The sequence below is a fragment of the Rhizobium altiplani genome, from assembly GCF_001542405.1.
Taxonomy (GTDB): domain Bacteria; phylum Pseudomonadota; class Alphaproteobacteria; order Rhizobiales; family Rhizobiaceae; genus Rhizobium; species Rhizobium altiplani.
This window is the reverse complement of sequence record NZ_LNCD01000001.1, coordinates 76431-99127: the sequence shown is the minus strand read 5'-3', so window position 1 is coordinate 99127 and position 22697 is coordinate 76431. Positions and strand designations below refer to the sequence as shown.

The window sequence follows — 22697 nt, the reverse complement described above, 5'->3', positions numbered from 1 at the left end:
GCAACTTCGCATGCAGAAGATCAGGATCTGCCCGCTCGTCTGTGCCCAAAATTACCAAGAACGAGACGGTCTTTGCGTGGCAATAACAGCACCCGCAAAACGCACAATTAAAAACCCAGTCACCCCACCGACAAAAACTCAAAAGGCAAGCTCAGGCACCTGCCCCGCGGACGCTCACATCGCTGCACGCGAGGCAATTTCCGCGCGGCAGTGGACGTGGGCGAACCGCAATGACCTTTACGCATTCCTGTGGCCGCGACCTTTCTTGTCGCCGTCCTGGCCGCGGAATGCGCTGGACTTGCAGTTGGGGTTAGGCCGCCAATCGCAGAACCCCTTTCAGGAGCTTTCTTAGTGGGCTTCAATAGTTTGACAAACTTTGCCATCACAGGGTAGCCTGAGACCTCAAGGAGACTCTAATGGCAACCATGAATGTATCCCTGCCGGACCCGATGAAAGACTGGGTCGAAGCGCAAGCCAAGACCGGTCGATACTCGAACGCGAGTGACTACGTTCGAGACCTTATCCGCAGAGACCAGGCCCGGACTAACAAAATTGCGGAGATGCAACGTTTCGTCGATGACGGAATCAAAAGCGGCGAAGGAGGCCGTTCGAAGGACGAGTTGTTTTCCGCTGCCGTTGCGCGTGCCGAGATCACCCGCAGACGTGATTGATGCCATTCAGGCTCTCTGTTGAAGCGGAAGAGGATATCGTCTCAATCGCCGAACAAGGTATCCGCAACTTCGGATCCTTGGCCGCCAAACGATATCACGATGAGCTTTTTGATGTGCTCGATCTCATAGCCGCGAGTCCTCGAATGACGCGTGAGCGCCATGAGATTTCGCCGCCTGTCAGAATCCATACATTCAAGGCTCACCTGGTAATCTATCGGATCAACGATGATGGGAGCGTTCTCGTGATCCGTATCCGTCATGGTCACGAAGATTGGATTGGAGACTCCCTCTAACGCGCCGCAGTATCGCGTTTTGCAACTAAGGCTTTGGACTTCCCGGTAGCAGAGCTTCCCAACCGCAACTATAGGATGCCACCTCGACTTACGTCGATCCGCTCCAACACTGATCAGGACGATCTTGCCAAAGGGACAGCCGGATAACACAGCCGAAGATGTGACCGTGTTGCTCTCAGTGGTGAAGAGTGCCTATCGGCAGACAGCATCTGTTTCCTACAGTCGGACATGTGGATCCGCGTCTGATGGAGAGGCATTCGACACTATCGCACGATTTCTATTTGCTGACACGGAGGTTGGAGAGTGAATCCCCGATCTGCTTGAAGGCCGACTGAAGCGCGGCCGTTGTCGGCGAGTTGAAGAAGAAGGCGTTCTGGCTGGCGCAGTTGCGCAGGAGGTCCTGGGTGGCTTCGCTGGGCCCATTGAAGGCGATCGTGTAAATGATGATGCCGGAGTTCTTCATCGCCGTGCAGACCGAGGACAGACGGTTGTCGAGTTCCGTCTCCGCGGCCGTCTCGTTGCTCGTCCCAAGTTTCTTGTCGGCCAGCCAGCCATAAGCGCTGTAGACGTTTGCCGACATCGTGTTCTCGCCGTCGGTCATGATGACTGCCGCCTTGTTCATGTTCTTCGAGTAGTAGTCGAGAGGCAGATTGTAGGTCGACATGTCGCCGCCCCAGAGGCCACGCCATTTGGGAGACAGCATCCGCCAGCCCCACACGGCCCCGAAATTGATGTGGGTGTTGCCCACCGCCTTCATTGCCGCGATGGCGGCAACAACCGTTGCTTTCTTGGGCGTCAGGCGCGTCACTTCGGCGGGGCAGTTCTTGTTGGGGCCGAGGGACGTGGTGAGAGGGTCGGAGTATTTACCCTTTCTGATCCAGTTGTTATCCGTGCCGTCTGGCCAGTAGTAGGGCGTGATTGGCTTGCTGGAGGGAACCGCGTCAGAAATGTCGTCGGCCTTGACGGCCTGCGCCTCGACGCAGCCACCCCATGAGCCACCCGTTGATGTCGATCCCCAATCGTGCGCGGCGATGGAGCCCGATTTCATCCAGCCGGCATGGCTCGTGCCGACATTGACCGACTGCGAGAACGGAACGATGCCCACATAGAGGTTCTCGGCAACTGCGTCGTCGCCATAGAGGATGTTCACCAGGGTGTTGGCCGCAGACTTGAGGCTCTCGAGCGGCGTTCCGGACATGGAGCCGGTGTTGTCGAGAACAAGTGCCAGTTCAAGGCCATTGGTCGATCGTTCGATGACGCTTTCCGCGCTGGTGCTGATCGTCTGGACGCCGAGGATTTTCATCAACGTCGCGGGAGCGCTGGCCGATGCCTTGACGGTCAGTGTCTTGTTGTCCGAGCTAATGGTCCAGGTCAGGCTGTCGAGCGTCCCGCCAATCTCCCCATTGTTGAAATTGGCGACCGCAAACTTTCGCAGCTCCACGTCGATGGTGGCGGTGTCCAGCTTGGCAACGGTCGAAAGAGCGCCGGCGTCGATGGCGCGCTGAAGGCTCGAATGGAGAAGCATCAGGCGGGCCGCGTCGATGCCGAACCCCGTTGCCCCGATCAGCGCCAGGCTGACGATGCCGACGAAGGGGAGGACGGCACCTTCCTCGGCCTTGCGGAAGCGGGAGATCATGGACATCAACGACATTGGATCATCCTTTCCTTGTGGACTAGCAACCGGGCGCGCTCGTGAGGCTGCCGAGACGGGGGCGAAAGACCGCTGTCTTGTAGAGTTGCGTCTCGACCGGCATAAAATTGGAAAATAGCGGGGTGTAGCGATAGAAGACCTCGGCGACGATCACATTGTCGGTCGCATCGAGGGTGAGGTTGCCCGGAAGTGTGGCGGCCTTGGTGACGACACCGATCTTGCTCGTCTGGGCGTCAGAGCCGCCTTTGCACTGCCACGCAACGACCGGTGCCGCGCCGCCCGTGCGGGAAACCGACGTCAGGATCACGTAGCCGTTCTCCTTGAAGTCTTCGTTTCCCATGACCTCGGATGAAACCGAAAAGATCGAAGTGATGTCCGACGACGTGATCGCTTCGTATCGCGCAACCGCATCCGCTACCGTCGATGCCATCTGCGCTGTCTGGAAGTGCGAGCGGGCATAGAGGCTGATTTCGCTGCCGCCGCAGAGAAGGAGTAGCAGCACGGGCGTGATGATCGCCATTTCGATGCCTGCAACGCCCTCCTCGTTTACCGCCAGCCGACGAGCTATGGAAGAGAGAACGCGCAAGGGCTTGGAGATCAGGTCAGTACGGCTCATTCTGCACCACCGCTGTTGCCGTCAGTTCGACGGTGCCGTCGTTGCCAACGAGCTGCTTGAGGACGGGAGTGTGGAAGGTCCACGGGTAGGTTACGGTGTAGAGGACGACTTGTGCCGTACCGCCGTAGCCGTTCGCCCCCTGGTCGATGTCGTAGACACCGTTCCCATTGACGTCGGTGAAGTTTTCGCCATCGTCGCGAACGCCGTTGCCGTTCTTGTCTGTGAATGGCTCGGGCTTTTTGAGAGCATCGAAGCCCTTGTAGGACAGGCTGGTGATGACGAGCTTGTCGGCATCCATGAATACGCCCGCCTGGTTGCGAATTTTCGCCTTTACGGTCGCATCCTGTGTCGAGTTCTCCGACACAAACCCCGTTCGGCCGGTCCTCGCTGCGTCATAGGTAGCGTTTTTGAGAACGATATCGGCAGCAAAGGCAATGCCGGACTCGACAATAGCGAATGTCAGGAAAATAAGAACGGGAGCGATGATTGCGAATTCGACTGCGGTCGCTCCGTCCACCGCGGTGCGGAAGCGCGTCAATACAAGTCCCCTCACGAAACACCCCATTCGCATCCATTCCGCGATCTTTTGGATGTTCTAGCGCCGAAACTTTCATAGGAATGTAACGCGATAGATAAAATTCTATGCAACTGTGCCTTTTATCAGCAATTAGCGACATGCCGGCCGAACTGAAGGCGTCTGAGTATGGCGATCGGTTTCACGGGAGAACCTCCCATGAAAATCCAAGTTCGTGCCCGGTATGCCTCCCGAGGTATCCACAACGACCTCAAGCAGCGGGCTCGTGGGGAAGGGCTCCCGGCCAAGCGCGTCCTTTGAGCCGGCTGGGCGTTTCAGCTCTGGACGCCTCGGTTGGCGATCAGCGCAGCCCGGGCGGCAGCGAATGAGAATAGAGGGAAATGGCGCTCTTACGGCGCCGGCAACTGGCGCCATAGGTGAAGAGCAGGCGATCGCCGTCCTGATCGAGGAGGCCCGCGACCACCGGTTTCGTCGCCCCCGGCAGCCTATTCCAGACAAAGGCTTCGGTAGTATCCGCCTTAGAAGTCATCATCGACCTCCCTCACGGCGTAGCGGACGCTCTTGGGCAGCAGGGTCAGTTTTTCGTCGAGGCGGGCATTATGCATCTCTAGGGTGCGCTCGTCGTAGTCGAACAGGCGAACGCCGACTAGCGAAGCGACTTCGAAGACGATACCGATCTCAGGGCCCGGCGCGCCCTTTTCAATGCTGGAGAGCGTTGTACGGCTGATGCCGGCGCGGTCGGCCAGTTCCTGCGCGGTTAGGCCCCGTTTGGCGCGGGCGACGCGGATCAGCTTGCCGAGCATCGTGAGGGCCTGGCGCGTGACTCTAGAGTAGCTTCTCTGACGGGGCACAGTAATACCTGATTTGTTCATTTGATTGGTCATAAAGGCCGTTCGCGCCCAGAATTTTGTACATGATGGGCGCCGAACATTGTCGGTCGATGGACTTGATGGCCGACCGGGCACGGCTAACCCGTCGAGATGTCCGATGACTCGTTGCAGCAGCAAAAAAGAAACGACGAGAAAATTGTCAGTCGCCAGGTTGCTGCAACTGAGTGGCAAGGTCATCTAAAACAGCTGTCGTTGCACTAGGTTTGTAGGGATAGTGCTCCCAGCACCACCATTGCGTCTCAATCGACTTCGATGAAGCATGGCCAAAACCGCCCCATGTCTCGCAGCCAGCAACGGAACACCAATGGTTCAAGTGAATGGTTGCTGCTGCCGCGCTGCTGCGTCCGTCGATACTCACGGCGCGCCGATCCCAACAATGCGCAATGTCCAACCAGCCTTTGGCGGTGAAATACCGATGGCCCGCGCTCTTTTGTCTGCCTCCCTCATTGCCATGGCCTTTGCCGTGGCCTGGTTCGCGGCCCAGACGGTGACCCTCATTTTACCGGCAGTGAACGTGAAGCGGCGAACCTTCTTTCTCCGCCCGGCAGCAAAGCCAGCTTTGAAACCACGCAGGAGTTCATCCATATTGTGAAGCGCTTTAAAATCGCTGGATTGCGCCGACCACCAGTCGTTAAAGGCTGTTTCCGTTTCCGTGGTCCGTTTTTGAACGCGCATTAGCATGGGAAACTCCGTCGCCGCGACGGCGCTCTCGTGGAGAATGCAGTCGACCGGTCAAGTTAATTAGGTGTGTTCACATTTTGTTCTCTTGTCAAGTCTTAGTCAAGTTCGGTCTTTCTCTCGATCAAGAGCGCCCGGCACTTTGAACTCATTCGGTCTGGTTGGTCGGATCAGGGTGTATCCGGCCCGACAACGGCACCGGCGTGACCGGCGCCCCTGACACTGACAGTCAAGGTGGCAAACGCGATCTCACCATCGGTAATGTAATGGTTGACCTTTCCGGTGTTCAAACGAGAGCCGGATTGGTGCCGCGCGACCTCCCCGATTACTTGCTTTGCCCTCAGTTCATTGACTATGTAGTCGCGCTCGGCGTTCGTATCGGAATCGGTCTTATGTGTGACCTGGAATGTCAGCCAAGTCAGAGAAAGCCCGGTATCTTTGGTGCCCGCTCCAACCCACAGGACGCGCTCCTCGGGCGATGGCCTGTCGGTATTCAGCCAGAAGCTCGCCGTGCTCATGTCGTCCTCGGAATGGGCAAGACTAAGGGCCCAGAAACGGATGTGATGGCGCTTGCGGGGGCTATCGTCGATGGGTTCCTGGAATCCTATGTCCTGCCGTCTTCCAAAGAGATAGAAGGTGCTGAAAGGTGCGGTGGGATAGGCAGAGTTCATCAGGAAGGCGCGTATCATTCGCAACGTGCTTGCGATCCCCAAATGGTCGGCCGTAGTCCAGCCCGCCGTGGCAAAGGCCTCGCGTAGTTGTTGAAGATTACCGATGAGGGCGAAATTTATAGGATCGCCGGGCAGGCCATCCGCCGTGATCGTGTATCTGGGGATCAGCCCCCGATGAAGAACCTTCAGGGACAATCGGACCACGTTCGGAAGAATGACGTAAGCAGCCAGGCCATATGTGAGGCACACCGCAACGAGCCATGGAAACCTGTGGTCCGCAGTATCGAAAACAACGAAGACGATCAGCCAAACGCTGAGTACACCCAGACAGAAAACCAGAAACCTCCGGAAAAGGCGCGTCAGCAATCTCAAGACACGGGCTCCTCGTCTGGCGCCTGATGGGCTGGCAATAACCCTCGCTGTTCGTCGCGGGGATTTTAGCACCCGAGAGTATGCAAATGATAGCGTCGCCGTCGCTCATTGTGGGCAATATCGAGCGGGCCCCGCCACACGCCGCCGAAACCCTGCGGCACTTGCCATAACGCGGCAAAAAAATGGCAGAGCCATGCTTGAGCAAGGACGCAGTTACTGCACCCTAGAGGTAACGGGAATCCAATGCAGATTGAGGGCAGCGGTCACCTTCGTGGCAGGAATTCTCGCCGGAGTTGGAAGGCCCAGCGGATATGGGGTGGCGGCGATTTCGATACGCCCGTTTCCAACGTGCGCTTTTAACAACCTTGTTCACCACAAAAGACTTTCGGACGCGGTGCCGTGGTTGGTTTACGCTGGAATCGGTCTGAGATTGCCGCAATGCGCCGCCTCACATCAGCCGCGCCTCCCAGCCGCAGCGGATCTCAGGTTGTCCAACAGAACGGCGAGCAGAAGGATCAATCCACGCACGACATACTGATAAAAGGCCTGGATATTGAGGAGGTTCATCACGTTCTCTGCAATGCCCATAATCAGGACACCGACGATCACTCCGGTCATAGCTGCACGACCACCCGCGAGCGACACGCCACCCAGAACACAGGCCGAAATGACCGATAGTTCCAGCCCGGTTGCAGCATTCGGCTGACCCGATGTGATGCGCGACGCAAGCAGGACACCCGCCACGGCACAAACGAGTCCCTGCAGCGCAAAGATCCAGATGCGCATTCTGGAGACATTGACACCAGCGAGACGCGACGCTTCCGGGTTGCCGCCGATCGCCAGCGTGTTCTTCCCGAAGACTGTCCGGTTTAGTAGGAAGCCAAAGATCACGAAGAAGATCGCCATGACCCAGATCGGAGTTGGGATGCCCAAGAACTTCGAGAGTGCCAACTGGTAGAAGCCGGGATCGTTGATACCGACTGCGCGGCCATCGGATGCGATCAGCGCCAAGCCGCGAACGATCTGCATCGTCGCCAGCGTGGTGATAAGGGCGTTGATCCGAAAACGGGCGATAACCACACCGTTCACGAGACCAACAGCACCACCACAGAGGAGCGCTGCTATAAGTCCAAGGACGATCGAACCGGTGGCGTTCGAGGCCATGACGGCTATCATCCCCGAGAACGCGACGGTCGATCCGACCGAAAGGTCGAAATCGCGGGATGCAAGGCAGAACATCATGGTGCAGGCGACAATGCCGATGGTGACGACCGACTGCAGCAGCCCAAGCATGTTTCGCTCGGTGAGGAAGTTTGGAACAGTTGCTGCCACGATGGCGAAAGCGATGGCAAAAATAACGACGAGGCCTTGCTCGCCGAGTAGGAGTTTTTTCAAAGACGTCATCGCTACTGGACCTGCTGGTTGGGGAGTTCGCTGGCATTGGCCACATCGGGGAGGGCGGCGGCGAGAATTCGCCGCTCATCGAAGTCGTCGCGCTCGATATTTGCTGCGACGCGACCCTGGCACATCACGACGATGCGGTCGGTGATGCCCATCACTTCCGGCAATTCGCTTGAGACAACGACTATTGCCATGCCCTGTGCAGCAAGCTCGTAGAGTATTTCATAGATTTCAGACTTCGCACCGACGTCGATACCGCGCGTTGGTTCGTCAATGATCAGCACCTTCACGCCCTGTTCGGAGAGCCAGCGGCCAAGGATCACCTTCTGCTGATTGCCGCCGGACAGGTTGACGATGTCCTGCTTCCTGGACGGAGTGCGTACACGCAGCTTGGCAATGAACTGCTCGGCGAGTTCGGCTTCCTTCTTGGGCTGAAGGATCCCAAACGGCGAGAAGTGCCGGCGAGAGGAGATCGCCATGTTCTCTTCGATACTGCGGCCCTGCACGATGCCGTCGAACTTCCGATCCTCCGGGCATAGAACAATTCCCCCGCGAATTGCGTGCGGAGGGCTGTCGGCCACTACCTCTACGCCGTCGACACTGACAGTGCCTTGCGAGCGTGTGTCCGCGCCATACACGAGGCGCGTCATCTCGCTGCGGCCAGCACCGATCAGGCCGAAGAACCCGAGAATTTCTCCTTGGCGAACCGAGAAGCGGATTGGTGTGCGGAGCTTGCGGCCTGCAATGTCCTTGACCTCAAGACGGACCTCGCCGAACTCGCGCGGCCGGTATCCCCAGATGTTGGATATCTCGCGCCCGACCATTTCCGAAATAATCTGCTCGCGGGTAACAGCGGTGATGTCGGCGTGATGTGCTGCAAGCTTGCCGTCACGGAGGACCGTTAGGCTGTCGCAAAGACGGAATATCTCGTCGAGGCGGTGCGATACGTAAAGGATGACCTTGCCCTGAGAGCGTAGGCGTTCGATCAGGGAGAACAGAATTTCGCTCTCCCGCGAGGACAGCGACGACGTCGGCTCATCGAGTGCGATCACGCGAGCATCCGCCATCACGGCTTTCGCGATTTCCACCATCTGGCGTTCGCCGATCGATAGCGAGGCCACCTTGGCACCAGGCTCGATCTCAATCCCGATCTCGCTGAGCTTTTCTCGAACGACGTTCGTAAGGCGGCTGCGGTCGATGACTCCGGCCTTCCCGGGAAAGCGCCCGAGCCAGAGATTTTCCGCTACCGTCAGTTCGGGGACGAGCTGCAGTTCCTGGTGAATGACAATAACGCCCGCATCGAAGGCATCACGAACCGAGCGATAGTGCTGGGTCGAGCCATCGATCGAGATTTCGCCGTTATCGGCGGATTGGTCACCTGAGAGAACGCGGATGAGCGTTGACTTGCCAGCTCCGTTTTCGCCCATCAGGCCGTGGACCGCTCCCTTCTTTACAGAGAACGAAACATCGGCGAGCGCCTGCACGCCGGGATATCCCTTGGATATCGCTTTGAATTCGAGAAAGTCCTGCATGACAGCATCCCATGAGAAGGTCCGGCGACAGAAAGCCGCCGGACTGAATTCATCTTAGTAGCTGATCATTCGATACCCAGTTCCTTGCGGACTACCTCGTAGTTGTCGCGCAGCGCGAGCTGGCCAGCCGTCAGGATCAGCTTCTCAGGTTCTTTGCCGTTGGCTACCCACTCATACATGTTGAGTGCCGTTTCGTAGCCATGGCGCTTCGGCGAGATGATCACAGTGCCGAAGAAGCCCGTTGCCGTCGGCTTCTTGAACTCGTTGATTGCCGAATCCGCACCGCCGATGCCGACGCCGATCATGCTGTCGGCGGGGATGCCAACCGTCTCGGTGGCGCGAACAGCACCAAGCACGGCTTCGTCATTGAGGCCGACTGCGACCCACTTCTTGATACCAGCGTTCTTGTTGAGCACGACCGTGGCTGCGTTGAGGGCGGCTTCCGTGTCGGTCTTGGCCTGAGGGGCGTCGAAGATGTTGGTTTCCGGGAACCCGGCAGCCTTGAGCACAGAGAGGGCACCGTTCACTCGGTCAACGGCAGTCGGAAGCTGGTCGTAGGAGACGCGGATTACGCCCACTTCCTTCACGTCCCAACCGCGCTTCTTGACCTCATCGGCGATCGTCTGGCCAACGGCCTCACCGATCTTGGTCGCCGAGATACCCATGTGAGGCACGTCCTCAAGCGGGCTGCCATCGGCGTTTACCAGGCGGTCGTCGACGGTCATGATCTTGAGGTCATTGGCCGCGGCCTTGGCTACGATGCCTGGTCCAAGCTTGACGTCAGGAGTGCAGATGATGAAGCCCTGAGCACCCTGTGCTCCCAGGTTGTCGATGGCGGACTGAACCTTCTCACCATCTTCAGCACCGATCTTGACGAGCGTGAAACCCTTTTCCTTGGCTGCTACGTCGGCGAACTTCCACTCGTCCTGGAACCACGGCTCTTCGGGCTGCTTAACGATGAAGCCAATCTTGACGTCGGCCGCGAAAGCCGAACTTGCGGCCATCAGCGCCACGGTCCCGAACAAAACTGCTGCACGAAAAATGCGCATTTCTCTCTCCCTCCTGGTGGAAACACTATGCCTCCCTGGCATGTAGATGAACTATTTCAATTTATCATACCAGTCAATTGCTATTGTATGAAAAATTGGCTACATGCCTTGGTAGCGGGCGGAATGCCGCGTCGATGTGCCATAGAACCGCGTTTGAGCTGACTTCGACGCGCTGAGGAGAGTACGGATGAAGATTACACAGCTGACGACATACATGGTCCCGCCGCGCTGGTTGTTTTTGAAGATCGAGACCGACGAGGGCATTGTCGGTTGGGGTGAACCGGTCGTCGAAGGGCGTGCTCTAACCGTCGAGGCGGCAGTGCATGAGCTGGCAGACTACCTCATCGGCAAGGACCCGTTCCTGATCGAGGACCACTGGACGGTGATGTACCGCGGCGGCTTCTATCGCGGCGGAGCCATCCACATGTCGGCGCTTGCGGGAATTGATCAGGCGCTCTGGGACATCAAGGGCAAGGCGTTGGGGCAGCCGATCCATTCGCTGCTCGGCGGCCAGGTACGCGATAGGATCAAGGTCTACTCCTGGATTGGTGGGGACCGCCCGGCAGATGTTGCAGCAAATGCCAGGGACGTCGTCGCTCGCGGGTTCAAAGCGATCAAGCTCAATGGCTGCGAAGAGATGCAGATCGTCGATACGAACGAGAAAATCGACAAGGCTGTCCAGACAATCGCGACAATCCGGGAAGCAATCGGCCCGCACATCGGAATCGGTGTGGATTTCCATGGTCGCGTTCACAAGCCGATGGCAAAGGTTCTCGCCAAGGAACTGGAACCCTACAAGCTTATGTTTATTGAAGAGCCCGTGCTCTCCGAGCATCGCGAGACGCTGAAGGAAATCGCCAACCATTGCTCGACCCCGATCGCGCTTGGGGAACGTCTCTATTCGCGCTGGGACTTCAAGTCCGTGCTGGCGGACGGGTATGTCGATATCATACAGCCGGACCTCAGCCACGCTGGCGGTATCACAGAGTGTAGAAAGATCGCCGCGATGGCAGAAGCCTATGATGTCGCCGTCGCGCCGCATTGCCCGCTCGGTCCGATCGCTCTTGCTGCCTGCCTCCAGGTCGATGCTGTCAGCTACAACGCCTTCATCCAGGAACAGAGCCTGGGTATCCACTACAACACGGGCAACGATATTCTGGATTACATCTCCAACAAGGAGGTGTTCCATTATGCCGACGGTTTCGTCAGCATTCCGCAAGGCCCAGGTTTGGGTGTCGAGGTGAACGAGGAGTACGTGATCGAGCGTGCCAAGGAAGGTCATCGCTGGCGCAATCCCATCTGGCGTCACGAAGACGGCAGCTTTGCCGAGTGGTGATCGTGCGCATCTCTCAAGCCCAGCTGAGGACACTTCCCGATCGACGGGTATGGATCAGGGTCCAGAGGGTTAAGCTGTGACACTTGTGGATATCGGCTCAGGGTCACTTTCGCTTCGGGTAAGCACCCATGGGGGATCGATCCTTGGCCTCTGGAAGCAGGGCGACGGCCGGAGAGTGCCGCTGCTCAGGCCTGCACCCAGAGTCGATGCAGGCGCACCCGAAGCGTCCTGCTTTCCGCTTGTCCCCTTCGGTAATCGCGTTAGGGGCAACAGGTTTGTCTTCGACAGAGCTGTGTTTACCCTTAGCCCGAATACCGAATGGGACCCTCACTACCTCCACGGAGACGGTTGGCTCGCTGACTGGCGCCTCGGCGGGCAGACCGACAGGTCGATCGAGATGAGCTTCGAGCACAGGGGCGGGCACACGCCCTATGAGTATCTGGCAAGCCAGTGCTTTACGATCGACGACGACAGCCTGACAATCGCTATGACGGTCGAAAATCGCGGTCGTCAAAGATTGCCATTCGGTCTCGGCTGGCATCCATATTTTCCGCTGACGCCCCAGACCACACTTGAAGCTTGCGCCGAGGCATTCTGGACGGAGGTCGAGGGATGGCTGCCGGGGGAGCGGACGAGCATACCAGCGGATCTGGACTTCAGCCGAGCCATCGGTCTGCCTCATCGATGGGTCAACAACGGATTTGAGAACTGGAATGGCCACGCGAGAATCTCGTGGCCCGAGCATGGCATCTCTCTCCGTATGGAGGCTGATCCGATACTTCGGCACGCTATCCTTTTCCTGTCGGACACGACCTTCGATCCCGGGTTCAAGCGGGATTATTTCTGCTTCGAGCCCATGTCTCACCTGGCGAACGGGCACAATCTACCGGGCCTTGGTGGGCTTACGGTTCTCGCACCGGGCGAGTCGCTTATGGGAGGTTTCCGTTTGCGGGTCGAGACAGGCTGACGGATGGCATACAGTACAGGCATACAAGGGTTGCCGTACAGCAGGTGTGAACCGGGATGGCGGCATTACAGGAAAGTCGGAGGAGTAAGCATTCATGTCGAAGCGGCTGTCAGGCAAGCGCATCATGATAACGGGCGCGGCACAGGGCATTGGCCTTGCCATTGCCAAAGGATTTGTCCGAGAAGACGCAAGCCTGCTTCTCATCGACCGTGACGAGGCTCTCCTGAACGCCGAGGCATTGAAGCTGCGAGAAGAGGGCTATCGAGTGATAGCACACGCGGTGGACATCACGGATGCCGCCGCGATCAGACAGGCTACCAGCCAAGCTTCCGACGATTTTGGCCAGATAAACGCATTGGTGAACAATGCCGGGGTCAATGTTTTCTCGGAGCCGCTGGAAACGACAGACGACGAATGGAACCGTTGCTTCGACATCAACCTGAAAGGGGCGTGGAACTGCTCGAAGGCGGTTTTACCCGGACTGATCGAGCAGGGGGGTGGGGTGATCCTCAACATCGCGTCCACCCATGCCTTCACGATCATTCCACATACGTTTCCATACCCCCTGGCCAAGCACGCGCTTCTCGGCATGACGAAGTCGCTGGGACTGGAATATGCGGCGAAGAACGTTCGCGTGAATGCGCTGGCTCCTGGCTATGTCGCCACGCAGAAGGTTATCGACTACTGGAATAGCTTTCCTGATCCGGAGGCTGCGAAGGCCGAGACGATGAAGCTTCATCCCGGCGGAAGAATTGCATCTCCTGAAGAGATTGCAATGGCGGCGGTTTTTATGATCTCCGACGAGTGCCCGTTCATGAACGCTACCTGCCTGACCGTAGATGGGGGCTTGAGTGTCCAGCAGCATCCGGCGTGAGTCCCCGCAGTCAGGCTTGTCCGATGAATTTGTATCGCTGGCCTAACTAGCTTGTTTCCCGACTCCGCGATCTGATAGAAAAGTGGCGTCAAAGAGTGAGGAGAATCGTGATGCGCTCGGCGCAAAACATCGGAGAAACGAGCGCTTCTGGAGGCCAGCGCCCCCGGGTGATGCCCGATGTGACAAGAGCGCTAGCCGAGGAAGTTTTGTCGGGAAAATACGCTCCCGGCACTGCGCTTCCCACTGAAAACGAATTGGGGACTGCGTACGGAGTCAGTCGCACGGTCATAAGAGAGGCGATCAAGGTTCTCGCCGCTAAGGGTCTGGTGGTGACGCGGCCCCGGGTGGGTACGGTCGTTTCTGACCCGGACAATTGGAGCCTGCTTGATCCTCAGGTGATCAGCTGGCACGGACCAGGGCTCTTCGATGCTAACCTCCTTGGCGCGGTCCTGGAAACCCGACGTGTGCTTGAGCCGCTCGCCGCCAGTCTGGCCGCCGAGCGTGCGACCCTCCGCGAGATCGCTGATCTGGATGGCGCTTGGCAACTCATGAAAGAAGCCAGCGAGGACGTCGAGAAGTTCTCATCTGCCGATGTCGAGTTTCACCGTATTCTATATCGAGCCAGCCACAATCCCGTTCTGCGGCAGATCAGCAGCCTGATCGATGCAGCCCTCACCTACTCGTTCGAGACCTCCAACAAGACCGTCTTCAATCGCGATGATGCCGTTCGGTGTCATCACGCCGTGGTGGAAGCGTTACGCATGCGCGATGTAGATGGTGCCGGAGCGGCCGCGAGCAAGCTCATAGAACAGGCAGCCCACGATATCGATCTTGCCGGACGCAAGGCCAAGAATTCAAAGGGCGAAGACTAGCGACCTGACTCACACGTCGCGAGCGGCGCGCGCATCGAGGAGGTCCAATCGGGAAGCCCCGGTCGTTGTGTCGTCGGCGGCGTCGCAAACGACTTCCAATTGTTGGTGGCATCGAAGCATGAATAAGCTTAGAATTCAGCGCATTAGCGGCGGTATCCGCTGTAGAGAGCGAGGCGTGAATGTTCGGCTTTGTTCGGCTTCTCTAAGAGAAGGAAACATGCCCAGTTTTCACCCGAAGTCGAGCTGCGTCTGACTGAGGTGGAGAAATTCCGTTTCCGCTACAGAAGTCACGGCGCTTCGAACAATAACGGAAACGCCCCCCAGTTCGCTCCGATATCCAACTTGGACCGGAGCGACTTGGTGGCCACGATCACTTCGCTCGAACGTGGTACTTGCTCCAACAGATCCTCATTTTTATTCCTAGGGGACGAGTTTTACACGGTCCCCTCAGAGAAATAATGGCCAAGCAAGTCCATGGGATCGACCTTGAGTGTCCTGCAGACGGCGATAAACATGCCGATGGAGAGCCGGTTTACACCGCGTTCGTATCTCTGAACTTGTTGAAATGAGACCCCAAGCGCAGTGCCCAATTCCGTTTGCGTCATTCCAACGCGCAACCTCATCGCCCGAACGCGCTCGCCCATCTCCTTGTCCGTGTCGCCGGATTTTCGTACAGTCGTATCCATGATTTCCTTTTCGCGTGGTGGTTTTCTCATAAAGGACTAAGGATAGAGTTTAACCCTGTGTTTTCGCTTTTCTTTCGACAAATAGCCTGACTCTTGGCGCCTTACGTGGTCGCGAAAGAGTGATTGATCACCATCCGCCAGGCCGAGACATCGCGCTTCTGTCACCGCAAAGCGAGCCGTCCGCTGCTCGATCGTAATTGGAATAGCAGTTCCCCGGATAACGCCGAGGAGGGCTATAGTAACTTCCTCCTCCGCAGTTGCCGTTCGCACAGACGGCAACAGCGGTTCCAACCAATGCGACCGCTACCAGCGCCGCCGCTGCCTGCTTTTGCTGCAGAACCATCTTCTCACACGCCGGCATATCTAGGCCGCGCCTGCCCAGCTCCGTAACCAATTGCTGCTGAAATAATGGGTCTTGCGTTTCAAGTGCCGTCTTGCAGAGCGCAGCCTTGCTAACGGCGGACGGCTTTTTATTAAATTCAGCTGGCGTTGTCGTGCAACTCGCCAGCGCGAGCGAGATCGCCACGGCGCCGAGACGCCGAGCCAATTTATTCATTTTCACTGTGATAAAACCCCTCAAATGCCCCCGGGGTGAACATCGCAGAAATTAAGGCGGCGTCAAATTTCACGTTAAGATATCGTTAACGCAACGCTTGGAACGGAACACGAGCGTCCACCGCCTTGTGCCTCGCACAAGCGGCCAATGGCGCAAGATCGACAGCTTCGCCACCATGGCTCCGCAGCACGTGTGGAGCCCCCTTCACGATGCCTTGGACAATCGCCATGGCGCAGGAAGCAAAGCTTTCGCCGACTGCAAAACCTGGGCGCAAACTACCGAGATAAGCACTGCCGTTTCTGAGCTTGGTTTTGCCCGGGGACCAGTATCAGCGGCCATGCGCGGTTCATAACCGTAAAACCGAGCTGACCAGAGCTAACGGCACTTTGGCGTCAACCACCGCACCATCTGGAAGATTCTGAGGGACGTCGCTACAGGCAGGCAGCAGCAGCGCCGCGCCGACATGCCTTAGCTCACCTCAATGAATTAAATAACTATTTAGATACAAAAATTCCTTAAGTATTTTCCTATGGTTAGCATGATTTTTCCGATGTTCCACTGCCTTTCCAAGCTTGACAGCCTCTGAGTTTCGCTGTCTGCTTCGACAGAGGAGACCGCGCAGGGCTCAAGACTGCACGCTAGAAATTTCCAGGAGGACATTGCTGTTATGTTGAGATTTGCCGTCGTCGGGATCGATCATGGGCACACGTTTGATCATGTGAAGGGCCTGCTTGCGGCCGGTGCCGAGTTCGTTGGATACTGCCCGCAGACCTCAGTGCCAGCGCTCTTGGAAAACTTCAAGAAGACCTATCCGGATACGCCGCAGATCGATCGCGATAGGATCTTTGCTGATCCTTCGATCGACGTGATCTGCATCGCCGCAATCCCGCGCGACCGCGCCGGATTGGCCGTCCGTGCGATGAAGGCCGGCAAGGATGTCATGACCGACAAGCCAGGCGTGACGACTTTTGCCCAACTCGAGGAAGTCAAGCGCACCGTCGCGGACACCGGTCGCATCTTTTCGATCTGCTTTTCCGAGCGCCATTGTGTGCGGTCCGCTGTCAAGGCAGGCAAGCTCGTCAAGGAGGGGGCGATCGGCACGGTGATCCAGACGCTCGGCATGGGGCCGCACAGGCTGCAGTTGCCCACACGCCCCGCCTGGTTCTTCGATCCGGAGCAGTTCGGCGGCATCATCGTGGATATTGCTTCGCATCAGGTCGACCAGTTTCTCTTCTATACGGGCTCGACCAGCGCCGAGGTTGTCGCAAGCACGGTCGGAAACTTCGGCATGTCCGACAAGCCGGCTTTTCAGGATTTCGGCGAGGTGCTGCTTCGCTCCGAGAAAGCCTCAGGCTATGTGCGTGTCGACTGGTTTACCCCGGAGGCGCTGCCGACCTGGGGTGATGGTCGCCTGACCATCCTTGGCACCGAAGGCTACATCGAACTGCGCAAATACATCGATATCGCCGGACGCCCCGGCAAGGACCACCTCTTCCTCGTCAACGGCACGGAGATGACGCACATCGATTGCAGCGGCGAAAAGCTCGACTATTTCGATGCCTTCTCCGCCGACGTGCGCGACCGTACGGAGACGGCGATGTCCCAGGCTCATGTTTACGAAGTCTGCCGCCTTTCGCTGGAAGCACAATCAAGGGCAGCGCGCCTGGGTCATCGTTGAGGTATCCGCCATGTCCAAGAAGTTTCGTGTCGGCATCATCGGAGCGGGGATCGCCTCGCGCCACCTGACAGGCTTTGCCTGGAACAAGGATCTGTTTGAGGTTGCGGTCCTTTGTTCGCTGGACGAGGAACGCGGCCAGGCGCTTTGCGAGGAGTTTGGCATTCCCGAATATACCCAGGATGCCGAGACGATGATCGCTCGTGCGGATCTTGACATCATCGATATCTGCACCCCGCCAAGTTCGCATTTCGAGCTCTGCCGCAAGGCAATCGAGGCGGGAAAACATGTCATCTGCGAGAAGCCGCTTTTCGGCTCTATCGCCGAAGTGGACGAGATGGCCAGGATCGTAGCGCGCGCCGAAGGTCCGCAACTGATGCCGATATTTCAGTACCGGTATGGCTCGGGACTTCAGAAGCTGAAAATGCTGATCGATCTTGGCCTGACCGGGACGCCGTTCCTCACCACGATCGAAACACATTGGTGGCGCGGCCCCGACTATTATGCCGTCCCGTGGCGCGGAAAATGGGTGACCGAGCTGGGCGGCGGTCTGCTTGGTCACGCGATCCATGCGCATGACATGCTGAACTATGTTCACGGCGCCTGCGCCGAAATCTTTTCCTACGGGGCGACACTCGTAAACCCGATCCAGGTCGAGGATACGGCAGCCCTTTCGGTAAAGATGAAGAACGGCTCGCTGGCGACGCTGTCAATGACACTTGGCTCACGGAAAGAAATCTCGCGTCTGCGGTTCTGCTTTTCGGATCTCGTCGCGGAAAGCATTCTCGAGCCCTACACGATGGGCCGGGACCCCTGGAGCTTCGTTGCCGGGACCGAGGAGCATCAGCAGCGTGTCGATGAGGCGCTGGCCGGTTATGTGGTCAAGGAAGACGGCTATACCAGACAGTTCGAACTGTTCCACCATGCGCTGACATCGGGAGGCGAGCCGCCGGTGACGTTGGAGGATGCCCGCAACTCACTGGAGCTCGTCACCGCGGCCTACCATTCGCAGCGCACCGGCAAGCCGACACCGCTGCCGATCCTTTCCGATCATCCGCTCTACCATTCCTGGTTGCCGGAAGAAGAGCGGCGTCTGGCGGCCGGGGCCTGATCCATGATCAAGAGCTTCGAGCATGTCGGCATGGTCACCGGCGACATGGACAGGTCACTGGCCTTTTACCGCGGCCTCCTGGGTCTGCGCCTTCATTTACGGAAGACGATGGCCAACGGCACTGAAGTGGCATTCCTGGATAGTGGCAATGGCATGCTTGAGATTTTTGCGCCGCCCGGCGGCGCGGGGCCTGCCTCTGATCTTCCAGCCGCAACATCGGGCGTGCTGCACATTACCTTCCTTGTCGATAACGTCGACGAAAGCTTCGCGAAGCTTGAGGCTGCCGGTGTGGCAATCAAGGAGCGACCGCGTCCAGCCGTCAATTCGGAGGTGCTGGACCGGGTGGCATTCCTTCGTGACCCCGACGGTATCATCGTCGAGCTCGCCGAACGCCGGGATGAACGGAAGCTCGCCTGATCGCAAACGAGAAGGCCCCCGAAGCATATTTTTTTGCACTGCGGTAACGACTCCGTAATGCTCGTTTGTCAGCCTGAAGGCAACATACGTTCCTTCACGGTTGGGCTTGTTATGTCACGCAGCAAAGACGACTGGATCAATCAGCGCGCTTACGCACTCTGGGAAGCCGAAGGACGGCCGGAGGGGCGCGGTGGTGAACATTGGCAGCAGGCGGCACGCGAGTATCAGCAGCTCGAACTGACCCGCGCCTCGGTCGACGGTACCGACCTCATCGAGCGGCTGCGGACCATGCGCCGCTTGATGCACCCGAACGACGTTGAAATCGGCGTCGGTGTCCGCGCTGAGGAGCAAAAGGCATCTGCCTGAGCAACACCCACCTTATGGCAGAGCCCGGAAGAATGCGTGCGCGGCAGGGCTTCTCGCTGTGTATGTCGCTTCAAGAAAGGCGCGCCCTACCTCGGCCGGCGAGTCGTGATGGTAGTATTCGGCCGGTAGGCCCCTAGCAATGCGTTCCAAGTCAGAATACGAGGCCAATTTGCTTCGTCAGTTGCCGTGATCCGCATATGACGCTTCACAGGTGTTCTGATCTTGACTAGCCGTGACCGGAAATGGCACGGTAGCGACACCTGAATTTGATCAGCGGGTTACATTTTCATCGAGCACCCATTGCGGATCATATCACTCTCCAGCATTCCCCCTCGGTTCGCCAAGCTCGCTCCGACCCTAAAGAGTCTCGTTGATCAGATCGGCCCGATCAACGAAATACGGCTCTACATTCCAAAGCGATATCGGCGGTTTCCGGAGTATGACGGGTCACTTCCTGCCGTTCCTGACGGGATTACGATTGTGCGGCCCGACGATGACATGGGGCCGGCGTCCAAGGTGCTTTTTGCTACCCGTGAATTTCGCGGGAAGGACGCACAGATCCTATTTTGCGACGACGATAAGGTCTTCGAGCCCGACTGGGCCTCGCGACTGTTCCTGGCGCAGAAAGAGCGGCCGAACGAGTGTGTCGCGCTGATCGGTAAAGATGTTCCGAAAGCCTTTGCAACCTCGACCCCGTTTTTGCCTAGGGCAGTGCGCAAGCGAAAGCTAACGTTGGCGCTTCGAGCCCGCAGGCTTCACTACAAGGTCGCCACGAAGGTTTTCGGGGCTGAGGTGCGCCGGCCGATGCCGACCCTCATAGAAAGGGGCGGGTATGCCGATATTTTCCAGGGCCTCGGCGGTGTTGTCGTCCGGCCCGAGTTCTTCGGCGATCTCGCCTACGACATTCCAAACGTTCTTTGGACGGTCGACGACTACTGGCTGTCCGGCATGCTCGCGGTCAAGGGGATCGCGATTTATCTTCCTGCCGGGCTCGCAGAGCCATTTTCGACCGGCGCCCATGAGGTTTCTTCGCTCTACAGGGCAACGATTGAGGGTGCAAATCGCGCCGAAGCCAACCGTCGATGCATTGAGTATTTGCAGGAGCATTTCGGTATCTGGCGGTGATGCCTGTGGAGAGAGCCACCCAAGCACCTTCTGCCATTCAAAAGCCAGCGTCTCGATCTCGATCGGCTTGTCATCTTCTGAATGCCAGAAATGCCACTCTCGCCGACGATCATTGCCGTCCAAGCTCAGGTCGAGAAAATTGGTCCGGGGATCGGTCATGGTTCTCTCCTTTTCAGGATAACAGCAGACGGGCGCGGAATCTTCTGCTCGCACATGTGCGGGTTAGCGGTTAAGGTCGCGCATGGAAAAGCTCCTGATCGCGATTTCTCTCGTATGCATTGCCATCGGCATAGGGGAGCTGATTTTCTCTGTGCCTCTTTTCTTCGAATGGGGTCCTGGAGAGAACTGAGCGGATCGCTGCGTCAAAGTTCGCCAGCAGTGCTGACTAGAGTTGATTTTCCGGAATGCCAATCTATGATTGTGAAGCCGGCAATTGAGGGCAGACTTATGCGATACGCATTACTAAAAGGGTCTGACGTATGCATGGTTTCCGACTCTCTCGCAAAAGCAGAGAGGGAGCGCGCATTTTTCGTGTCCCGCTACGGTCAAACCGTCGAAATTGTTGCGATCGAGGACGGCGATGGGGCCAGCGCTCGGCTGCAGCGACAATTGGCTATCAGGAACCCACGTGATGAAACATAGTCTGGGCGAGGCGTACGTTCGCCTCGGGAGCGCAGACCGGAGAAAATTCGCCTAGAACTCCGAACGCTCATTACCTCGGAAGGGCTGGGGCGCGGCTCCAAGATCGACGCGACCGAGGCCAGAGGCTTTTGGGTAATTTCGTATTTGCGCAAGCCATACCGCGCAGGAGAGGGCGGGCGACAATCCTACCGCAGTCTCACCGACGTTGGGTGGCAAAACGCCCCATTTCCCCGACCAGTTCAGATATTGAGATAATGCTTTGACGACCTTGGGGACGCAATTTTCCGCGCTTAACGGGGATGAATTTCGTTATAATCCATGAACCAATCCGCCTTCCGGAGTGCTGTGCCGGAATAGAGTACCCATACCAGCGGAGCCGCGGGATTTTGGGCGCCGCGCGTGGTAGGGTAGGTTCATGGAAATCGATGAGGACAAGATCGACGATGCCGTTTTGGCGCTGTTATGGCTGACGCTGCATAACGAGCGTTGTGCCTGGAAGGGTTTCGACTGGGCAGCGACGGATCGGCTCCACAAGAAGGGCATGATCGGCGACCCAGTCAACAAGTCGAAGTCATTGATCCTGACCGACGAAGGCTTGGAGCGTTCGGAAGCATTGTTCCGGGAGCTGTTTACGCGACCGCCGCAATAGCGGTCCCTTTGAGCGACTTCCATTGCCAGTTCGTGCTGGCTGGGGCTCTGGTTTGGCTCATCACGGGCGAAAGCTCGCCGGAGATCCGAACACCGGTCTGCCGCATTGGCAGGACAAGCTGTTCATCACCATGGCCGGCTTCGCCATCGAGCCTTCTGAACACTTTCAGCTTCCGGCCAACCGCGTTGTGAAGCTCGGCGAGCAGATGTTGATCTGAGATCGTTGCATACCCGTTCGTATCATTCAAACTGTCGCGGAAACTGTAAGGACGGGTTGGAGTTGTTGTTTCGATATCTGAGGGGCCGGAACGGGGATCGTCCCGATCAAGGTCCTTTTGTGGTGGGACACCTTCGTTTACGTCGGCGTCAATCTCGTCTTCCTCGCCCTTGGGATCCTGACCGTATATCGTGGCTATCGCGACCGGCTGGAGGTGGTTTGTTCTTTCTTCCGACGCCGGTCGGATGGCAAAAGGTTCTTGCCGAGTGCCAACTAGTTGTGTGATCTCGGGATCATGTATTGACCCAGGTCGGAATATTAAAAAAGAGGCCTGGAGCGGCCCCTTTTCACCTTGAATGGCGGGTATAGCGAAAGGCGCTAATGATTGCCCTTGTGGCCCGAGTTGCCGCTGTTTCCATTGCCGGAATTAGCGTTTCCTGAGTTGCCATTACCCGAATTGACGTTCCCGGAATTTCCGTTCCCGTTATTGTCGCTCGGACCCTGGCCGTTTCCTTCGTTCCCGGTACCGTTGCCGCCACCGTTCCCGTTTCCATTGCCGCAGTTGCCTCCGCAAGAGCTGCCACCGCCGCTTGAGGTTCCGTTGCCCGCATCCGCGCCGCCAGCATTTCCGTTTCCAGAATTTCCATCGTTGCTGTTGCTGTTGCCTTCGCTGGAATTGCCGCCGCTTGCAGTATCGTTACCCTGGGCGCTGTCGCCCTGGTGGTCGTTGCCGGGGTTGTCGTTACCGCGGTGGCGGCCGCTGTCGCCCTGGTGGTCCTTGCCGGGATTGTCGTTGCCGCGATGGCGGCCGCTGTCGCCCTGGTGGTCCTTGCCGGGATTGTCGTT

23 protein-coding genes and 2 pseudogenes are annotated in these 22697 nt (G+C 57.8%); 13 read left to right on the top strand and 12 right to left on the bottom strand.

Annotation, left to right across the window (positions count from 1 at the left end; genetic code table 11):
• Positions 1 to 416 precede the first annotated feature (416 nt).
• On the top strand, positions 417 to 671 hold the full coding sequence (locus AS026_RS00540; protein ID WP_062368309.1) for a type II toxin-antitoxin system ParD family antitoxin: 255 nt from the start codon (positions 417 to 419) through the stop codon (positions 669 to 671).
• A complete protein-coding gene (locus AS026_RS00535) occupies positions 671 to 964 on the top strand; it encodes a type II toxin-antitoxin system RelE/ParE family toxin (protein WP_025660846.1) in 294 nt (97 codons plus the stop codon). The genes AS026_RS00540 and AS026_RS00535 overlap by 1 nt, the downstream gene beginning before the upstream one ends.
• A 277-nt stretch (positions 965 to 1241) precedes the next feature.
• Here AS026_RS00535 and AS026_RS00530 read toward each other — a convergent pair whose 3' ends face one another.
• The 10 genes and pseudogenes from AS026_RS00530 to AS026_RS00485 all read right to left on the bottom strand — a co-directional run bounded on the left by AS026_RS00530 (position 1242) and on the right by AS026_RS00485 (position 10359).
• Positions 1242 to 2615 (bottom strand): Tad domain-containing protein, encoded by a 1374-nt coding sequence (locus AS026_RS00530; RefSeq protein WP_062368308.1) that lies wholly within the window; start codon positions 2613 to 2615, stop codon positions 1242 to 1244.
• Positions 2616 to 2637: 22 nt separating this feature from the next.
• Positions 2638 to 3231, bottom strand: coding sequence for a TadE/TadG family type IV pilus assembly protein (locus tag AS026_RS00525; protein WP_062368307.1), 594 nt, complete (start codon positions 3229 to 3231; stop codon positions 2638 to 2640).
• On the bottom strand, positions 3218 to 3784 hold the full coding sequence (locus AS026_RS00520) for a TadE/TadG family type IV pilus assembly protein (RefSeq protein ID WP_245307276.1): 567 nt from the start codon (positions 3782 to 3784) through the stop codon (positions 3218 to 3220). Before AS026_RS00520 ends, AS026_RS00525 begins: the two co-directional genes overlap by 14 nt.
• Before the next feature lie 337 nt (positions 3785 to 4121).
• Positions 4122 to 4295: pseudogene (locus AS026_RS00515) on the bottom strand (type II toxin-antitoxin system HipA family toxin); the annotation flags it as partial.
• Positions 4285 to 4569 (bottom strand): helix-turn-helix transcriptional regulator, encoded by a 285-nt coding sequence (locus AS026_RS44105; RefSeq protein WP_062368304.1) that lies wholly within the window; start codon positions 4567 to 4569, stop codon positions 4285 to 4287. The gene AS026_RS44105 and the pseudogene AS026_RS00515, both read right to left, overlap by 11 nt.
• A gap of 441 nt (positions 4570 to 5010) precedes the next feature.
• On the bottom strand, positions 5011 to 5337 hold the full coding sequence (locus tag AS026_RS00505; protein ID WP_062368303.1) for a hypothetical protein: 327 nt from the start codon (positions 5335 to 5337) through the stop codon (positions 5011 to 5013).
• A 167-nt stretch (positions 5338 to 5504) separates the two neighbouring features.
• Positions 5505 to 6377 (bottom strand): LssY C-terminal domain-containing protein, encoded by an 873-nt coding sequence (locus tag AS026_RS00500; RefSeq protein WP_062368302.1) that lies wholly within the window; start codon positions 6375 to 6377, stop codon positions 5505 to 5507.
• A gap of 453 nt (positions 6378 to 6830) precedes the next feature.
• Positions 6831 to 7781, bottom strand: a complete 951-nt coding sequence (gene araH / locus AS026_RS00495; protein ID WP_062368301.1) for an L-arabinose ABC transporter permease AraH — start codon at positions 7779 to 7781, stop codon at positions 6831 to 6833.
• 2 nt (positions 7782 to 7783) lie between these two features.
• Positions 7784 to 9310 (bottom strand): L-arabinose ABC transporter ATP-binding protein AraG, encoded by a 1527-nt coding sequence (gene araG, locus AS026_RS00490; RefSeq protein WP_062368300.1) that lies wholly within the window; start codon positions 9308 to 9310, stop codon positions 7784 to 7786.
• Positions 9311 to 9375: 65 nt separating this feature from the next.
• Entirely contained in the window at positions 9376 to 10359 is a 984-nt protein-coding gene (locus AS026_RS00485) for an arabinose ABC transporter substrate-binding protein (protein WP_025660836.1), read from the bottom strand.
• Positions 10360 to 10546: 187 nt separating this feature from the next.
• Here AS026_RS00485 and dgoD point away from each other — a divergent pair, with 187 nt between their 5' ends.
• The 4 genes from dgoD to AS026_RS00465 all read left to right on the top strand — a co-directional run bounded on the left by dgoD (position 10547) and on the right by AS026_RS00465 (position 14408).
• Positions 10547 to 11695: a galactonate dehydratase gene (gene dgoD, locus AS026_RS00480; RefSeq protein ID WP_062368299.1), complete on the top strand. Its 1149-nt coding sequence runs from the start codon at positions 10547 to 10549 to the stop codon at positions 11693 to 11695.
• 76 nt (positions 11696 to 11771) lie between these two features.
• Complete coding sequence (locus AS026_RS00475; protein ID WP_062368298.1) at positions 11772 to 12662, top strand: aldose 1-epimerase; 891 nt, start codon at positions 11772 to 11774, stop codon at positions 12660 to 12662.
• Positions 12663 to 12756: 94 nt separating this feature from the next.
• Positions 12757 to 13536, top strand: a complete 780-nt coding sequence (locus AS026_RS00470) for an SDR family oxidoreductase (RefSeq protein WP_062368297.1) — start codon at positions 12757 to 12759, stop codon at positions 13534 to 13536.
• Positions 13537 to 13646: 110 nt separating this feature from the next.
• Positions 13647 to 14408 carry a FadR/GntR family transcriptional regulator gene (locus tag AS026_RS00465; RefSeq protein ID WP_062368296.1) on the top strand — a complete coding sequence of 254 codons (762 nt, stop codon included), beginning with the start codon at positions 13647 to 13649 and terminating at the stop codon, positions 14406 to 14408.
• 434 nt (positions 14409 to 14842) lie between these two features.
• Here AS026_RS00465 and AS026_RS00460 read toward each other — a convergent pair whose 3' ends face one another.
• Positions 14843 to 15094, bottom strand: coding sequence for a helix-turn-helix domain-containing protein (locus AS026_RS00460; protein ID WP_062368295.1), 252 nt, complete (start codon positions 15092 to 15094; stop codon positions 14843 to 14845).
• Positions 15095 to 16317: 1223 nt separating this feature from the next.
• On the opposite strand from AS026_RS00460, the gene AS026_RS00455 reads away from it, so the two are divergent.
• From AS026_RS00455 to AS026_RS41575, 7 genes are all read left to right on the top strand, one after another.
• Positions 16318 to 17328, top strand: coding sequence for a Gfo/Idh/MocA family protein (locus AS026_RS00455; RefSeq protein ID WP_062368294.1), 1011 nt, complete (start codon positions 16318 to 16320; stop codon positions 17326 to 17328).
• A 10-nt stretch (positions 17329 to 17338) separates the two neighbouring features.
• Positions 17339 to 18436 (top strand): Gfo/Idh/MocA family protein, encoded by a 1098-nt coding sequence (locus tag AS026_RS00450; RefSeq protein ID WP_062368331.1) that lies wholly within the window; start codon positions 17339 to 17341, stop codon positions 18434 to 18436.
• 3 nt (positions 18437 to 18439) lie between these two features.
• Positions 18440 to 18853: a VOC family protein gene (locus AS026_RS00445; protein WP_062368293.1), complete on the top strand. Its 414-nt coding sequence runs from the start codon at positions 18440 to 18442 to the stop codon at positions 18851 to 18853.
• Between the two features lie 111 nt (positions 18854 to 18964).
• Entirely contained in the window at positions 18965 to 19219 is a 255-nt protein-coding gene (locus AS026_RS00440) for a DUF2934 domain-containing protein (RefSeq protein ID WP_062368292.1), read from the top strand.
• A 300-nt stretch (positions 19220 to 19519) separates the two neighbouring features.
• Positions 19520 to 20344: a hypothetical protein gene (locus AS026_RS00435; protein ID WP_062368291.1), complete on the top strand. Its 825-nt coding sequence runs from the start codon at positions 19520 to 19522 to the stop codon at positions 20342 to 20344.
• A 1057-nt stretch (positions 20345 to 21401) separates the two neighbouring features.
• Positions 21402 to 21635 (top strand): DUF6429 family protein, encoded by a 234-nt coding sequence (locus AS026_RS00425; protein WP_062368289.1) that lies wholly within the window; start codon positions 21402 to 21404, stop codon positions 21633 to 21635.
• Between the two features lie 22 nt (positions 21636 to 21657).
• Positions 21658 to 21852 carry a KUP/HAK/KT family potassium transporter gene (locus AS026_RS41575; protein WP_131815260.1) on the top strand — a complete coding sequence of 65 codons (195 nt, stop codon included), beginning with the start codon at positions 21658 to 21660 and terminating at the stop codon, positions 21850 to 21852.
• Between the two features lie 377 nt (positions 21853 to 22229).
• Here the strand turns inward: AS026_RS41575 and AS026_RS41885 are convergent.
• A pseudogene (locus tag AS026_RS41885) lies at positions 22230 to 22697 on the bottom strand (hypothetical protein); the annotation flags it as partial.

Excerpts from the sequence above, each read along its gene's own strand:
- AS026_RS00540 (WP_062368309.1), top strand. The coding sequence starts at position 417 with ATGGCAACCATGAATGTATCCCTGCCGGACCCGATGAAAGACTGGGTC.
- AS026_RS00535 (WP_025660846.1), top strand. The coding sequence starts at position 671 with ATGCCATTCAGGCTCTCTGTTGAAGCGGAAGAGGATATCGTCTCAATC.
- AS026_RS00530 (WP_062368308.1), bottom strand. The coding sequence starts at position 2,615 with ATGTCGTTGATGTCCATGATCTCCCGCTTCCGCAAGGCCGAGGAAGGT.
- AS026_RS00525 (WP_062368307.1), bottom strand. The coding sequence starts at position 3,231 with ATGAGCCGTACTGACCTGATCTCCAAGCCCTTGCGCGTTCTCTCTTCC.
- AS026_RS44105 (WP_062368304.1), bottom strand. The coding sequence starts at position 4,569 with ATGCTCGGCAAGCTGATCCGCGTCGCCCGCGCCAAACGGGGCCTAACC.
- AS026_RS00505 (WP_062368303.1), bottom strand. The coding sequence starts at position 5,337 with ATGCTAATGCGCGTTCAAAAACGGACCACGGAAACGGAAACAGCCTTT.
- araH (WP_062368301.1), bottom strand. The coding sequence starts at position 7,781 with ATGACGTCTTTGAAAAAACTCCTACTCGGCGAGCAAGGCCTCGTCGTT.
- araG (WP_062368300.1), bottom strand. The coding sequence starts at position 9,310 with ATGCAGGACTTTCTCGAATTCAAAGCGATATCCAAGGGATATCCCGGC.
- AS026_RS00485 (WP_025660836.1), bottom strand. The coding sequence starts at position 10,359 with ATGCGCATTTTTCGTGCAGCAGTTTTGTTCGGGACCGTGGCGCTGATG.
- dgoD (WP_062368299.1), top strand. The coding sequence starts at position 10,547 with ATGAAGATTACACAGCTGACGACATACATGGTCCCGCCGCGCTGGTTG.
- AS026_RS00470 (WP_062368297.1), top strand. The coding sequence starts at position 12,757 with ATGTCGAAGCGGCTGTCAGGCAAGCGCATCATGATAACGGGCGCGGCA.
- AS026_RS00465 (WP_062368296.1), top strand. The coding sequence starts at position 13,647 with ATGCGCTCGGCGCAAAACATCGGAGAAACGAGCGCTTCTGGAGGCCAG.
- AS026_RS00460 (WP_062368295.1), bottom strand. The coding sequence starts at position 15,094 with ATGGATACGACTGTACGAAAATCCGGCGACACGGACAAGGAGATGGGC.
- AS026_RS00455 (WP_062368294.1), top strand. The coding sequence starts at position 16,318 with ATGTTGAGATTTGCCGTCGTCGGGATCGATCATGGGCACACGTTTGAT.
- AS026_RS00450 (WP_062368331.1), top strand. The coding sequence starts at position 17,339 with ATGTCCAAGAAGTTTCGTGTCGGCATCATCGGAGCGGGGATCGCCTCG.
- AS026_RS00445 (WP_062368293.1), top strand. The coding sequence starts at position 18,440 with ATGATCAAGAGCTTCGAGCATGTCGGCATGGTCACCGGCGACATGGAC.
- AS026_RS00440 (WP_062368292.1), top strand. The coding sequence starts at position 18,965 with ATGTCACGCAGCAAAGACGACTGGATCAATCAGCGCGCTTACGCACTC.
- AS026_RS00425 (WP_062368289.1), top strand. The coding sequence starts at position 21,402 with ATGGAAATCGATGAGGACAAGATCGACGATGCCGTTTTGGCGCTGTTA.